This window comes from Amycolatopsis alkalitolerans (assembly GCF_006152065.1).
GTDB classification, from domain to species: Bacteria; Actinomycetota; Actinomycetes; order Mycobacteriales; family Pseudonocardiaceae; genus Amycolatopsis_E; species Amycolatopsis_E alkalitolerans.
Window position 1 is genome coordinate 1 of record NZ_VDFW01000021.1, and the last position, 14573, is coordinate 14573.

Below are 14573 nucleotides of genomic sequence, written 5' to 3' on the forward strand. Positions count from 1 at the left end.
ACTCTACCACCAACCAGCGGGAGCTTGGCTCCGGGCCCTGCATCACCCGGTCACCCCGGCGACAAAAGAAAGATTACACGCGGCGAAACCCGTCTGAAACAGGGGGGTCCGTTAGCGGTGAAGTCACTGGTCAGAGCACTGGAAGCAGCGTCCTGAGCTCGTACGGCGTCACCGCGCTGCGGTAGTTGTCCCACTCTGCCCGCTTGTTGCGGAGGAAGAAGTCGTACACGTGCTCGCCGAGCGCCTCGGCCAGCAACTCGGACCGCTCCATCTCCGCCAATGCTTCACCGAGATTCTGCGGCAAATGGTCGTACCCGGCGGCTTTGCGCTCGGCGTCGGTCAGCGACCAGATGTTGTCCTCCGCGGGCGGCGGCAACTCGTAGCCCTTCTCGATCCCCTTGAGCCCGGCGGCGAGCACCACCGAATAGGCCAGGTACGGGTTGCAGGCGGAGTCGATCGTGCGGATCTCCACGCGTCGCGAGGACGCCTTGCCGGGCGAGTAGTTGGGCACGCGCACCAGCGCCGACCGGTTCGCCCGGCCCCAGGACACCGTCGTTGGCGCCTCTCCCCCGGTGATCAGCCGTTTGTACGAGTTGACCCACTGATTGGTGACGGCGGAGATCTCCCGCGCGTGGTACAGCAACCCGGCGACGAAAGCCTTCCCCGTCTCCGAGAGTTCGAACGGGTCCTCGGGGTTGTGGAAGGCGTTGCGATCCCCCTCGAACAGGGAGACGTGGGTGTGCATCCCCGAGCCCGGCTGAGCGGTGAACGGCTTCGGCATGAACGTCGCGCGCACGCCCTGGGTCAGCGCGACCTCCTTGATGACGTAGCGGAACGTCATCACGTTGTCGGCCATGGTCAGCGCATCGGCGTACCGCAGGTCGATCTCCTGCTGACCGGGTGCGTTCTCGTGGTGGGAGAACTCGACCGAGATGCCCATCGCTTCCAGCGTCTCGATCGCATGCCGGCGGAAATGCGTCGCGGTGGCGTGGCTCGCCTGGTCGAAGTACCCGCCGTTGTCCGCGGGCTCGGGCTCGCTGCCGTCCTCGGTCACCTTCGAGAGCAGGAAGAACTCGATCTCCGGATGCACGTAGCAGGTGAACCCGGCCTCACCCGCCTTCGACAACTGGCGGCGCAGGACGTGCCGCGGATCGGCCCAGGACGGCGAACCGTCGGGCATCGCGATGTCGCAGAACATGCGCGCCGAGTAGTGCCCGCCTTCCTCGGTCTCCCAGGGCAGCACCTGGAAGGTGGACGGGTCGGGTTTGGCGATCATGTCCGATTCGTAGACGCGCGCGAAGCCCTCGATGGCCGACCCGTCGAACCCGATCCCGTCGGTGAACGCGCCCTCCAACTCGGCCGGGGCGACGGCCACCGACTTGAGAAACCCCAGGACATCGGTGAACCACAGGCGGACGAACCGAATATCCCGTTCTTCGAGCGTGCGCAGCACGAACTCCTGCTGGCGTTCCATGGCCGCACCTTATGCGCGTCGTGTTAACACGATGTTTCGTGGTTCTCCCTGTGCCACGACCGAGGGAATCGCGAGCGAGAAGAGCGCAGCGAGACCGCACAAACCGCCGGCCAGATACCACGCGAGGTCGTAACTTCCGATCTCGTCGTGGATGACACCGGCACCGTACGCGGCGATCGACGCGCCGATCTGGTGCGAGGCGAAGACCCAGCCGAAGACGATCGGGCCGGTGAGGCCGAACCGTTCCCGGGCCAGCGCGACCGTGGGCGGCACCGTCGCCACCCAGTCCAGGCCGTAGAAGACGATGAACGCCCACATCGGCGGCTCGGTCGTCGGCGCGAACAGGTGCGGCAGCAGCAGGAGCGAGGCCCCGCGCAGGAAGTAGTACCCGCCGAGCAGCCACCGCGGATCGATACGGTCGGTGAACCAGCCCGATGCGATGGTGCCCGCGACGTCGAACACCCCGACCAGCGCGAGCAGTGAAGCCGCGGTGGTCGGCGGCATTCCGTGTTCGTGGGCGGCCGGGACGAAATGGGTACCGACCAACCCGTTCGTCGATGCGCCGCAGATCGCGAACCCGCCGGCCAGCAGCCAGAACACGCGGGTCTTGGCGGCGTCCCGAAGGACGGTCAACGCGCGCCTCGCCGTGCCACGGGTCGGCGCGGGCTTCTCCTCCGACTCGGTCGCGCCGTAGGCCGTCGTGCCGACGTCGGTCGGGTGATCGCGCAGGAAGACCAGCACGAACGGCACGACCACGAGCGCTCCTCCGGCGACCGTGAGGGCGGCCGAGCGCCAGCCGTGGTTCGTCGCGAGCGAAGCGATGACCGGCAGGAACACCAGTTGCCCCGCCGCGCCCGCCGCCGTCAGCACGCCGCTGACGAGCCCGCGCTGCCGCACGAACCACCGGCCGGTCACCGTCGCCACGAACGCGAGGGCCATCGATCCCGTGCCGGTACCGACGAGCACTCCCCAGCACAGCAGCAGTTGCCAGCTCGCGGTCATGAACACCGTCAGCCCGCTGCCGGCCGCGACCAGGACGAGCGCGCCCCCGACGACGCGGCGCATGCCGAGCCGTTCCATCAGCGCGGCGGCGAACGGGGAGATCAGGCCGTACAAGAGCAGGTTGATCGAGACGGCGGCCGAGATCGTCGCGGTGGACCAGCCGAATTCCTGATGCAGGGGATCGATGAGCACGCTCGGCGCGGCACGGAAACCGGCTGCCCCGACGAGTGCGATGAAGGCCGCGAAGGCCACGAACCAAGCGCGGTGCACCCGCGTTCCAGTTGCCACCTGATGAGGGTGCAAGATCACCGGCCGGCGAACGAGTGGCCGAAGCGCCAATATGTGCAAGAATGCGGCCATGCACAGGATCGTGGTGCTCGCGCTCTCCGAGGTCGTCGGATACGACCTGAACATCCCGCCGCAGGTGTTCTCCGGCGCCCGCAAGGACGGGCGGGCGCTGTACGACGTGCGAATCTGCGGGGTGGACGACCGGCCGGTGCAGGTCAGCTACGGGTACGAGGCCAAGCTCCAGCACGGGCCGGAGGCGCTCGCCGAGGCGGACACGGTGATCGTCCCGGGCACCCGCGCCACCGCGCCGCGCCATCACGGCACACTGTCCGCCGAACTGGCCGACGCGCTCGCACTCATCCCGGATGACGCGCGGGTGATGTCGATCTGCACCGGCGCGTTCGTGCTCGCCGCCGCCGGCTACCTCGACGGGCGGCGGGCGACCACGCACTGGGCTCACGCCGGGGACTTCCGCCGCCTGTACCCGCGGGTCGAACTGGATGAGAACGTGCTGTTCGTCGACGGCGGGAAGGTGCTCACCTCGGCCGGGCTGTCCGCGGGCGTCGACCTGTGCCTGCACGTGATCCGCTCGGACCACGGCAGCGCGGTGGCCAACCGGGCGGCGCGCTACTGCGTCGTGCCGCCGTGGCGTGACGGTGGTCAGTCGCAGTACATCGAGCGGCCGCTGCCGGCCGACGAGGGCAGCACGGCGGCGACACGCGCGTGGGCGCTCGAACGGCTCGGCGAGCAGCTCGGCCTGGAGTCGCTGGCGCGGCACGCGCGGATGAGCGTGCGGACGTTCAGCCGGCGGTTCCGGGCCGAGACCGGGATGTCGGCGCGCGCCTGGCTGAACCAGCAGCGGGTGCTGCACGCGCGGCATCTGCTCGAGACGACGACGCTGCCCGTGGACCGCGTCGCCGCCGAATCCGGGCTCGGCACGGCCGCGTCGTTGCGCCAGCATCTGAACGCCACGATCGGGGTCGCGCCGCTGGCCTACCGGCGCACCTTCGCCCGCCCCTGACCGGCCCAGCTACCGTGTCGGCATGCTCCGCCGCCGCACCGCGGGTGTGTTCCTGCTGATCATGGCTCTCGCCGCCGGCTGCTCGGCTTCCCCCGACACCCGCGGCCCGCTGCCCGACGCGACCGGACTCGTCACCGCCGCGGCCGCGACGCTCGCCGGTATCCGGAGCGTCCGGTTCGATCTCAGCGTCAGCGGCAGCATTCCCGGGATGGACGTGCGCGAGATCAAGGGCTGGGCGAGCCGGGACGGCACGGCGAGCGGTCAAGCGGACATGCAGGAGTCGACCAACCGGTTCGAGCTGCGGTACGAGATCGCCGGGGACAGGCTGACGCTCACCGACAAGCACGGGACGCGGACGCGCGAACCGATGCCGGCTGAGTACGCGCCGGCCGGGCTGCTGGAGCAGGGCCTGCCGAAACTGCTGACGAGCGCGACCGGGCTGAAGACGGAGACGAAGGAGAACGTCCAGGGCGTCGAGACGTACCGGGTGACCGGGGAGCTCGGCAAGGACGTGATCGCCTCCGTCGTACCGCAGATCCAGTCCGATGTGGACGTGAAATTCTGGGTCACGCGGACCGAGCCGCGCACCCTCGTGCGGATCTGGATGCAGGTGCCGCCGCGGCAGCCGAACGAAGGCGCCGTCATGCTCGAGCTGGCGCTGTCCGGGGTGAACTCGCCGCCCCCGGCCTCGACGCCTACCGGCTAGGGCAGCGCGTTCCCGGCGGGGGCAGGGTGCCGTCGACCAGGTACGCGAGTCCGTTGACGTCGACGCACTGGTCGCCGTGCAGGAACGCCGTATGCTGCGCGCCCTCGTAGGTGAGCAGGCCGCCGTGCATCTGCCGCGCCAGGTTCACCCCGTCCTGGTACGGCGTCACCGGGTCGTCGACCGTCGAAATGACGAGCGGCGAGGGCACCCCCGGCCGGATCGGGTCATGCGGCTGGGCGGTACTCGGCACCGGCCAGGACCCGCAGATACCGGGCTCTCCCTCGTCCGGCCGGCCGCCGCCGAGGAACGGTGCGGCCGCGAGCATCTGCTGATACGTCGCGGCGATGGCGGCGGGCGGCTGGCGCGGGTTGTCGACGCACCGCACGGCGTAGTAGGCGGCCTGCAGGGAGGAGTAACGGCCATCGGGTCCACGCTCGTAGTAACTGTCCGCGAGCTGGAGCAGCAGGCTGCCGTCGCCGGTCGCGAGCAGGTTGAGCGCGGCGTTGAGGATCGGCCAGGACCGCTGGGAGTACATGGCCTCGACGACACCGGTCATGGCGTCGTCGTAGGACAGCCGCCGCCCGCCGGCCGCCGTGGCCGGGGCGGTCAGCAGCGGGCGGGTCAGCTCCTCGAACCGGGCGACCGCATGCGACGGGTCGCCGCCGACCGCGCATCCGGTGTGCTTCGCGCAGGCGGCGGCGAACAGGCCGAACGCGCTGGCGAAGCCGGCACCTTGCGCGACGAGCGACCGCATCTCGTCTTCGGCCGGGTCTATCGCGCCGTCGAGCAGCAGGGCGCGGACGTTCGCCGGGAACGCTTCGGCGTACTGGAACCCGATCTGGGTGCCGTAGGAGTAACCGAGATAGGTCAGCTTCTTGTCGCCGAGCGTGGCCCGCAGGATGTCGAGATCCTTCACCACGTCCCGGGTGCCGACGTTCGCCAGCATCCGCGCGCCGTACTGGGTGCGCTGGACGCATTTCGCCGCGAAGTCCTGGCCTTCCGCGCGCCACGCGGCGTCCGACCCGGGCGTGGTGCCGTCGCCGAGATGGCTCGCGCGTTCGGCGTCGCGCTCGGCATCGGACAGGCAGCGCACGCGTGGCTCGCTGGCACCGACGCCGCGAGGGTCGAAGCCGACGAGATCGAACCGGAGCCCGATCGCCTGGTTCGCGACGGTCGGCACGAGCCGCGCCGCAGCCTCCATCCCCGAACCGCCCGGACCACCAGGATTCATCACCAGCGAACCGATCCGGTCCGCCGGATCGGACGCCTTGTGCCGCAGGACGCCGACCGTGATCGTGGGTCCCTGCGGCTGCGCGTAGTCCAGCGGGACCATCAGGCGCGCGCACTCGACGCCCGGAGTGCGGAACGCTTCCTGGCTCTGCTCCTCCGTCGCGTACGGCGCGCAGCTACCCCAGGCGAGCTTCTGGTCGTAGAACCTGTCGAGGGCGTGGGCGTCGGACACGGGGGAAGGCCCTGGCCGCGGCAAAACCTGGTTGGGCGTGCAGGCGGTCAGCAGGCACAGCACCAGGCCGAGCGCGGCCGGCAGCCGGCTGCGACGGAAAGGCATCCCTCATATCGTGCCAGCCCGGTCACTGCGCGGCACAACGTTTACCCGCCGGTGGGAGTGTCCCGTCCACCAGATAGTCGGTGCCCGCCTGGTCGACGCACGAATTCCCTTGCAGGAACACGGTGTGCTGCGTGCCCTCGAAGGTGAGCAGTGCGCCGTGCATCGCTTGCGCCAGGTTCACCCCGGCCTGATACGGCGTGGCCGGATCGTTCGTGGTCGAGATGACCAGCACCGGCGGGATACCGCCGACCTTCGGCTCGTGCGGCTCCGAAGTGTTGGGCACGGGCCAGTACGCGCACGCGTCGAGCGCCGCGCCGTTGGGCCTGCCGTCGTCGAGGAACGGGGCGACCTGGTCGTAGCGGTTCTCAGCGGAGAGGATCTCGGCCTTGTTCGTGACCCGCGGGTCGTCCACGCACCGGACGGCGGTGAAGGCGTCCTGCGTATTCGTGTAGTGGCCGCCGCTGTCGCGCTCGTTGTACTGGTCCGCGAGTGCCATCAGCGTCGCGCCGCGGCCGCTCTTCAGCTCGTCGAGACCGGAGTTCAGCGACGGCCACAGCTGCTGCGAGTACAGCGCCTGGATCGCGCCGAGCGTCGCGTCGTCGAAGGTGAGCTCACGCCCGTCGGCCAGCCGCGCCGGGTTGTCGATCAACGGCCGGACCAGATCCTGGAAGGCCTTCGTGGCGCCGGCCGCGTTCTGCCCGAGCGCGCAGTCCGAACGCGCGGCACACCACGCGGCGAACCGGTTGAACGCCACGCCGAACCCGGCGCCCTGTGCGACGAGCGATTCCACCTCGTCCTGGTTCGGATCGAGCGCACCGTCGAGGACCATCGCCCGGATGTTGTCGGGGAACTCCTCGGCGTAGGTGTAGCCCAGCCGCGTGCCGTAGGAGTAGCCGAGGTAGGTCAGCTTCTGCTCGCCGAGGGCGGAGCGCAGCACGTCCATGTCCTTCGCGACGTCGCGGCTGCCGAGATTGGCGAGCATCGCCGTGCCGTATTCGGTGCGCTGAACGCATTTGGCCGCGAAGTCCTTCGCCTCCGCTTCCTGCTTGGCCACCCCGGCGGGCGAGCCGTCGGTGTCGAGGTCCTCGGCGCGCTCGGTGTCTCGCTCCTTGTCGGTGAGACAGTTCACCTCGGGTTCGCTCGCGCCTATACCCCGCGGGTCGAAGCCGACCAGATCGAACCGCTGACCGACGTCCGTGTTCGCGACCTGCGAAGAAAGGCCGGCCGCGGCGGCCATGCCGGAGGCCCCCGGCCCGCCGGGGTTGAGCACGAGGGCGCCGATGCGGTCGCCCGAGGCCTTGTGCCGCAGCACCCCAAGACTGATCGTGGCGCCCTGCGGCGCCGCGTAGTCCAGCGGCACGGTCAGTCGCGCACACTGGAGTCCTTGCGTACCAAAGAGGGATTTCGCGTCGTCCGAAGTCGCGTAGGGTGCACAGTTGCCCCAGGTCAGCGGCTGCGCGTAGAACTTGGCCAGACCGGCGGGAACCGGACCGACCGGACCTTTCGTCTCGGTCTGGGTCTGCGGCTGCGGGGTGCTCGGCTGTGTCGAGGTGCAGGCGGCGACCGTCAGCAGGCTGACGCCGACGAGGACGGCTGCTCGCAGGGATCGGGACCGGGCACGCTGGAGGAAGGGCACGGCGTGATCGTGCCATCCTGGCGGGGAACACGGGACCACCACCACCTCGTTGGCAGGTGGACCGCAGGAAGAGACAGGAGACCAGGGGTGCCAGCACTGATCACCCGGATGGGCAAGCGGCTGCGCAGGCTCATCGAGCGACCGGGCAGCGCCGAGCTGACCCGCTACGAGGCGTTGCTCCCCGAGATCGGCGAGCTCGAAGCGGAGCTGGATGGGCTCTCCGACACCGAGCTCACCGAGCGCGCCGGCAAGCTCCGTCTGGAAGCCGAGTTCGCCGAAGCCCAGCTCGTCGAGCTGTGCGCGCTGGGCCGCGAGGCCGCGCGCCGCGCGCTTGACGAGCGCGCCTTCGACGTTCAGCTGCTGGGCACCATGGGCCTGCTCACCGGGCATGTCGTGCAGATGGAGACCGGTGAGGGCAAGACGCTCTCGGGTGCGCTCGCGGCGGCCGGATACGCCCTGCAGGGCAGGCGGGTGCACGTCACGACCGTCAACGACTACCTCGCCCGGCGCGACGCCGAGTGGATGAAGCCGGTGTACGACCTGCTGGGCGTCTCCGTCGGCTGGATCGAACCGTCGCTGACCCGTGACGAGCGGCGCGAGGCCTACGCGAACGACGTCACCTACGGCGCGGTGAGCGAGATCGGTTTCGACGTGCTGCGCGACAGGCTGATCACCCGCGTCGAGGAACTCGCGCAGCCCGAGCCCGAGGTCGCGATCATCGACGAAGCGGACTCGGTGCTCGTCGACGAGGCACGCGTGCCCCTGGTGATGGCGGGTTCGGTGGACCACGCGACCGCCGACGTCGAGGTCGCCAACGTCGTGCGGCGGCTCCGCCTCGGCCTGCACTACGAGACCGACTCCGACGGCCGCAACGCGTGGCTGACCACGGCGGGGGCGTCGGTGGTCGAGAAGGCGCTCGGCGGGATCGACCTGTACGGGGACGCCGGCTCCGAACGGCTCGCGGCGGTCAACGTGGCGCTGCACGCCCACGCACTGCTGACCCGCGACGTCGACTACATCGTGCGCGACGGGAAGGTCCACCTCATCAACACCTCGCGCGGGCGGATCGCCGAGTTGCAGCGCTGGCCGGACGGCCTCCAGGCGGCGGTCGAGGCGAAGGAGCAACTGCCCGCGACCGACCGCGGCGAGATCCTGGACTCGATCACCGTGCAGGCGCTGATGGCGCGGTATCCGCAGGTGGCGGGCATGACGGGCACCGCGGTGGCGGTCGCCGAGCAGCTGCGCGAGTTCTACAAGCTCGAGGTCGCGGTCATCCCGCCGAACACCCCGAACGTCCGCGAGGACCATTCGGACCGGATCTTCGCGTCGCCGTCGCACAAGCTGCGCGCGATCGAGGCGGAGATCCGGGAGGTGCACGAGACCGGGCGGCCGATCCTGGTCGGCACGCAGGACGTGGCCGAGTCCGAGGAGCTGGCGGAGAAGCTCGCGAAGGTGGACTTGCCGTGCGTCGTGCTCAACGCGCGCAACGACGCCGAAGAGGCCGCGATCATCGCCGAAGCCGGGACGTACGGCGCGGTCACGGTGTCGACGCAGATGGCCGGCCGCGGTACCGACATCCGGCTCGGCGGCGCCGACGGCAAGGACCGCGAGCGGGTCGCGGAACTGGGCGGGCTGCACGTGATCGGGACCGCGCGGTACCCGTCGAGCCGCCTGGACGGGCAGCTGCGCGGCCGGTCCGGCCGCCAGGGCGACCCGGGAAGCGCGGTGTTCTTCGCTTCGCTGAACGACGAGCTGGTGCTGTCGAACGCGCCGGACGTGCCCGACGGCATCCACGCCGACGACGACACCGGCGAGATCAGCGACCCCGCGGCCCAGCGGCAGATCAACCACGCGCAGCGTGTCGCCGAGGGCGTGCATCTGGAGATCCACCGCAACACCTGGCGGTACACGCGGCTGATCGAGCACCAGCGGCGCGAGCTGCTGGACCACCGCGACCAGCTGCTGCGGACGGATCTCGCCGTCACGAAGCTGAAGGAAGCGGCCGCGAAGCGGTTCGAGGAGCTGGCCGAGTCGCTCGACGAGGACGCGCTCGACCACGTGTGCCGGGAGATCATGCTGTTCCACCTGGACCAGCTGTGGTCGGATCACCTGGCCTATCTCACCGACGTGCGGGAGAGCATCCACCTGCGCGCGATCGCGCGGGAGACGCCGCTCGACGAGTTCCACCGGCTCGCGATCCCGGAGTTCCACAAGATCATCCCGGCCATCGAAGAGCGTTCCGTGAAGACGCTCGAAGAGGCGGAGATCGGCGAAGACGGGGTCGACCTGTCGGCGTCGGGCGTGCGGCGGCCGAGTTCGACGTGGACGTATCTCGTGCACGACAGCCCGTTCGATTCGGACTTCGAGCAGACCCTGAAGCAGGTCCGCAGCCTGCTCAAGCGCGGAAAGGACTGACCCACCGGGCGGGTTGCGCTTGCGCACATTCCGCTGTGGACAACCGCGGCGGTGCGCGAGAATGGGTGCATGCCGCAACTCAGGATCGCGCTGGCCCAGGTCAACTCGACGGTGGGCGACCTCGCGGGCAACGCGCAACTGCACGTGGACTGGGCGCGCAAGGCCGTCGAGGCGGGCGCCCACGTCGTGGTGTTCCCCGAGATGTCCCTGACCGGGTACCCGGTCGAGGATCTGACGCTGCGCGCGACCTTCGCCCAGGGCTCCCGGCAGGCTGTCGACGATCTGGCGCGTCGACTGGCCGAGGCCGGTTGCGGCGATCTGCTCGCGTACGTGGGGTATCTCGACCTCGACGAGGTCGGTCCGCGTGACGCGGCCGCGGCGCTGTACGGCGGTGAGGTGGTCGGGCGCCAGTTCAAGCACCACCTGCCGAACTACGGCGTGTTCGACGAGCACCGCTACTTCAAGCCGGGGCAGACGCTCGACGTGCTGCGGCTGCACGGGCTCGACATCGGCATGGTGATCTGCGAGGACATCTGGCAGGACGGCGGACCGGTGTCGGCGCTGGGCAAGGCTGGCGTCGATCTCGTGGTGTCGCCGAACGCCTCGCCGTACGAACGGTCGAAGGACGACGTCCGGCTGCCGCTGGCCGCCCGGCGCGCGGCCGAGGCGGGCGCGCCGCTGGTCTATGCGAACCTCGTCGGCGGCCAGGACGACCTGGTGTTCGACGGGGATTCGTTCGTCGTGGGCGCGGACGGTGAGCTGCGGGCGCGGGCGCCACAGTTCACCGAGCACCTGCTGGTGGTCGACCTCGACCTGCCGGCGGGCGGGCATGGTGCCGAGGGGTCGTTCGGGGGGCTGGCGGTACGGCGGCGGACGCTGAGCACCTCGCCGGTGCCGGAGTACGAGCCGGTCCCGGCGCCGATCAGCGAGCCGCTGTCCGAAGAGGCCGAGGTGTGGTCGGCGCTGGTCGTCGGGCTGCGGGACTACGTGCACAAGAACGGCTTCCGCTCGGTGACGTTCGGGTTCTCCGGCGGGATCGACTCGGCGGTCTCGGCGGCGCTGGCGGTGGACGCGCTGGGGCGGGACGCGGTGTACGGGGTGTCGATGCCCTCGGCGTACTCGTCGAAGCATTCTCGTTCCGACGCCGCGGAACTCGCGCGGCGGCTGGGTTGCCACTTCCGGACCGAGCCGATCGAGGACATGGTGCGGGTCTACGTCGATCGGTTGAAGCTCGCCGGGACCGGGCTCGCGGAGGAGAACATCCAGGCGCGGGTGCGCGGGATGCTGCTGATGGCTCTGTCCAATCTGGACGGTCACCTCGTGCTGGCGACGGGGAACAAGACCGAGCTCGCGGTGGGATACTCGACGATCTACGGGGACGCGGTCGGCGGGTTCGCGCCGATCAAGGACGTGTTCAAGACCTACGTGTGGGAACTGGCGCGGTGGCGGAACGCGGAGGCCGAGAAGCGCGGTGAGATGCCGCCGATCCCGGAGAACTCGATCAGCAAGCCGCCGTCCGCGGAGCTGCGTCCTGGCCAGCTGGACACCGACTCGCTGCCGGACTACCCGCTGCTGGACGACATCCTCGACGACTATGTCGAGGGCGACCGGGGGTACGCGGACCTGCTCGCGGCGGGATTCGACGCGGAGACGATCGACCGTGTGATCCGGATGGTGGACAGGGCCGAGTACAAGCGCCGCCAGTACCCGATCGGCACGAAGATCACGTTCAAGGCGTTCGGCCGCGACCGGCGGCTGCCGATCACGAACGGCTGGCGTGAGGGCGATCAGCGCGGCTGAACGGCCGGCGCGCCTTCGGTGTGGCGCGGTAGCCCGGCCAGATCACCGGCAGGCGCTGAGCAACCGGCGCAGGGCGGCCGGGGTATGGCCGCAGTGCTCGCGGACCGTGCGGGTCAGGTGGGCCTGGTCGGCGAAGCCGAGGTCCGCGGCCAGGCCCGCAAGGTCCGCCTCGCCGCCTTCGAGCCTGTCCAGGGCGCGACCGACACGTACGCGATTGCGGTAGCGGGTCAGCGAAACTCCCAGCTGCTGGGGAAAGGCGCGACTCAGCCGGTACGGGGAGACGGCCAGCATCTCCGCGAGCGGGAGCAACCCGCGCGACGCCGGGTGATCGGCGTGGATCGCCGCGCGGGCCCGCGCCACGAGGGTTCGGTCCGCCCTGGTCGACTCAGGGCGGTCCAGGGTCGCGGCGACGAGCGCGAGCAGCCGCTCGGCGAGCGCATAGTCGACGTCACCGTTCGTGGCGGCGGCCAGTAGCCTGCGGTGGGCGAGGTCGAGCCGGGCATCGACATAGAGGCTCGACGCCGGGCGGTTGTGCACCATCGAGTGCCAGATGCCGGGGCTGAGGCTGATCGAGGTACACACGTCGCCGCCAGCCGGATGCGCGAAACGCTCTTCGTCGCCGGGCAGGCTGAGATAGCCGAGCGTCGGATCGACGTCGGCCGTCAGGCCCGCCACCTTCCGGCGGAAACGACCACGGCGCACGAGGACCAGCCCGTACCCCGAGCGCGGTTCGGGCGCGGACCAGTCGTGGTGGTCGTCCCGGCACGACACCAGGTGCACGGCGAACTCCGGCCTCACGGCCAGTTCGACGGCGATACGCATGGCGCGCACGCTACGCCGGGGGTACGACGATTCCGGGCGCAAGAATCTTCAATACCCGTGGTGTGCGACGCGGCAGGCTCTTGTGCACGGCAAGAGGAGGAACCGCAGATGACAGCCATACTTTCCACCGTTGTGATCGACTGCGCCGACCCGGCCGGGCTCGCCGCGTTCTATGCGAAGGTCACCGGATGGGACATCACCTCCAGCGATGCGGACACCGCGTATCTGAGTGACAAGGGCGCGATCCAGCTGGGGTTCCAGCGAATCGCGGGGTACCGGTCGCCGGGCTGGCCCGACGACGCCAAGCACTTCCACCTCGACTTCGGGGTCACCGACGTCGAAGCGGCCGTGCCCGAACTGCTCGCGCTCGGCGCGGCCAAGCCCGAGTTCCAGCCGGGTGGTGCCGACTGGACGGTGCTCACCGATCCCGAGGGACACCCGTTCTGCCTCGTGCCGGAGAATTGAGCGGTGGCACAGGGCTTCACGGTGTTCGACACCGCCATCGGGTACTGCGGAATCGCCTGGGGTGAGCGCGGTGTGGTGAGTGTGCGTTTGCCCGACGGCAGCGCCGAGCGCACCCGCGCGCGGTTGCGTGCGAGCGTCTCCGACTCGGCCGAAACCGAGCCACCGCCGCACATCCGGCAAGCGATCGCCGCGATCGTGGCGCTGTTACGCGGTGAGCCGCGCGATCTGCGGGAGGTCCGGCTCGACCTGGAGGGCGTGCCGGAGTTCCATCGCCGCGTGTACGAGGTCGCGCGCACGATCCCGCCCGGAAAGACGCTCACCTACGGCGACGTCGCGCGCCGGCTGGGCATGCCGGGTTCGGCGCAGGCAGTGGGAAGGGCGCTGGGCAGTAACCCCTTTCCGATCGTGGTGCCCTGCCACCGGGTGCTCGGTGCCGACGGCAGGATGGTCGGGTTCTCCGCGCCTGGTGGGGTGGCCACCAAGCGCAGGATGCTGGTGATCGAAGGAGCGCGGCCCGACGAGCCGACGCTGTTCTAGGCCGGGGCCGACGAGGTGGTCCGGCGGATCGGGCGTGCACCGACCTCGGGGCGCGGAAGTCGAGTTCGGCGTCTGGAACGTCCAGCTCAGCGTCCCCACGGTCGAACTCGCCGTCTGGAACGTCGAACTCAACGTCCCGAACGTCGAACTCGGCGTCCCCACGGTCGAACTCAACGTCTGGAAGGTAGATGTCGGCGGCGGGAGGCGGGCGGGGCGGGGAGTTAGGGCGGGGGTGGTTGCCAGGGTTGGATCCACGGGGAGGGGGGCCAGCCTTCGGCGGCGGCCAGCAGGGGGAAGGCCTGCGCGCCGTCGATGTGCTCGCGGACGATGTCGGCGTGCCCGGCGTGGCGGGCCGTCTCCTGGATGAGGTGCAACAGCACCCACCGGACCGACCAGGCGTCGACGTCGTCCGGGAACCACGGCACGCCCTTCGGCACCGGCACCGGCCGGCCCAGATCGGGGATGCCGGCGATGATCTCCTCCGTCTCACCCGCGACCTGCTCGTACTCGGCGAGCACGGCAGGCAGTGTGTCCTCCTCGGTGAACTCGAAGTCGGCCGCGTACGCGCTCGCTCTTTCCTCCACCGTGCCGACAGGCTTCCGTTGCAGGACGGTGCCCAGCCAGCCTCGTTCGGTGCGCGCGACGTGCTTGAGCAGGCCGCCGATGGTCAGCGTGCTGCGGCTGGGCGCGAGACGCGCCTGCTCGTCGGTCAGCCCGTGGGCGGCCAGCCGCAGGACGTAGCGCTGGTGAGCGAGAAACGCGAGCAGGCCCTCGCGCTCGTCACGGACAGGGCGGACATTGCCGGACATCGGTGCTCCTTCGCTCGGATGCGGTTACCTG

At 70.1% G+C, this 14573-nt stretch carries 12 protein-coding genes; 6 read left to right on the forward strand and 6 right to left on the reverse strand.

Annotated elements, in window-relative coordinates; genetic code table 11:
• Positions 1 to 130: 130 nt before the first annotated feature.
• Both glnA and FG385_RS22210 read right to left on the reverse strand, forming a co-directional pair.
• On the reverse strand, positions 131 to 1474 hold the full coding sequence (gene glnA / locus FG385_RS22205) for a type I glutamate--ammonia ligase (RefSeq protein ID WP_139098703.1): 1344 nt from the start codon (positions 1472 to 1474) through the stop codon (positions 131 to 133).
• Between the two features lie 9 nt (positions 1475 to 1483).
• Positions 1484 to 2836 (reverse strand): MFS transporter, encoded by a 1353-nt coding sequence (locus FG385_RS22210; protein WP_139098704.1) that lies wholly within the window; start codon positions 2834 to 2836, stop codon positions 1484 to 1486.
• Here FG385_RS22210 and FG385_RS22215 point away from each other — a divergent pair.
• Both FG385_RS22215 and FG385_RS22220 read left to right on the forward strand, forming a co-directional pair.
• Positions 2835 to 3785, forward strand: coding sequence for a GlxA family transcriptional regulator (locus FG385_RS22215; protein ID WP_139098705.1), 951 nt, complete (start codon positions 2835 to 2837; stop codon positions 3783 to 3785). The genes FG385_RS22210 and FG385_RS22215 overlap by 2 nt on opposite strands.
• A 22-nt stretch (positions 3786 to 3807) precedes the next feature.
• On the forward strand, positions 3808 to 4491 hold the full coding sequence (locus FG385_RS22220; protein WP_139098706.1) for an LppX_LprAFG lipoprotein: 684 nt from the start codon (positions 3808 to 3810) through the stop codon (positions 4489 to 4491).
• On the opposite strand, the gene FG385_RS22225 is transcribed toward FG385_RS22220, so the two are convergent.
• Together FG385_RS22225 and FG385_RS22230 are read right to left on the reverse strand one after the other, a co-directional pair.
• Complete coding sequence (locus FG385_RS22225) at positions 4481 to 6058, reverse strand: alpha/beta hydrolase (protein WP_139098707.1); 1578 nt, start codon at positions 6056 to 6058, stop codon at positions 4481 to 4483. The genes FG385_RS22220 and FG385_RS22225 overlap by 11 nt on opposite strands.
• A 22-nt stretch (positions 6059 to 6080) precedes the next feature.
• The gene (locus FG385_RS22230; RefSeq protein WP_200834607.1) at positions 6081 to 7628 is read right to left on the reverse strand and encodes an alpha/beta hydrolase; all 1548 of its coding nucleotides are present in this window, start codon (positions 7626 to 7628) and stop codon (positions 6081 to 6083) included.
• A gap of 153 nt (positions 7629 to 7781) precedes the next feature.
• On the opposite strand from FG385_RS22230, the gene secA2 reads away from it, so the two are divergent.
• Together secA2 and FG385_RS22240 are read left to right on the forward strand one after the other, a co-directional pair.
• Positions 7782 to 10109, forward strand: coding sequence for an accessory Sec system translocase SecA2 (gene secA2, locus FG385_RS22235; RefSeq protein ID WP_139098709.1), 2328 nt, complete (start codon positions 7782 to 7784; stop codon positions 10107 to 10109).
• Positions 10110 to 10178: 69 nt separating this feature from the next.
• Positions 10179 to 11909 carry an NAD+ synthase gene (locus FG385_RS22240; protein WP_139098710.1) on the forward strand — a complete coding sequence of 577 codons (1731 nt, stop codon included), beginning with the start codon at positions 10179 to 10181 and terminating at the stop codon, positions 11907 to 11909.
• A gap of 42 nt (positions 11910 to 11951) precedes the next feature.
• On the opposite strand, the gene FG385_RS22245 is transcribed toward FG385_RS22240, so the two are convergent.
• Positions 11952 to 12731, reverse strand: coding sequence for an AraC family transcriptional regulator (locus tag FG385_RS22245; RefSeq protein WP_139098711.1), 780 nt, complete (start codon positions 12729 to 12731; stop codon positions 11952 to 11954).
• Positions 12732 to 12839: 108 nt separating this feature from the next.
• Between FG385_RS22245 and FG385_RS22250 the strand changes: the two genes are divergently transcribed.
• On the forward strand, positions 12840 to 13196 hold the full coding sequence (locus FG385_RS22250; protein ID WP_139098712.1) for a VOC family protein: 357 nt from the start codon (positions 12840 to 12842) through the stop codon (positions 13194 to 13196).
• A 3-nt stretch (positions 13197 to 13199) separates the two neighbouring features.
• Positions 13200 to 13733 carry a methylated-DNA--[protein]-cysteine S-methyltransferase gene (locus FG385_RS22255; RefSeq protein ID WP_139098713.1) on the forward strand — a complete coding sequence of 178 codons (534 nt, stop codon included), beginning with the start codon at positions 13200 to 13202 and terminating at the stop codon, positions 13731 to 13733.
• Positions 13734 to 13954: 221 nt separating this feature from the next.
• Here the strand turns inward: FG385_RS22255 and FG385_RS22260 are convergent, their stop codons facing one another.
• Positions 13955 to 14542: a DinB family protein gene (locus FG385_RS22260; RefSeq protein WP_139098714.1), complete on the reverse strand. Its 588-nt coding sequence runs from the start codon at positions 14540 to 14542 to the stop codon at positions 13955 to 13957.
• Positions 14543 to 14573: the final 31 nt, after the last annotated feature.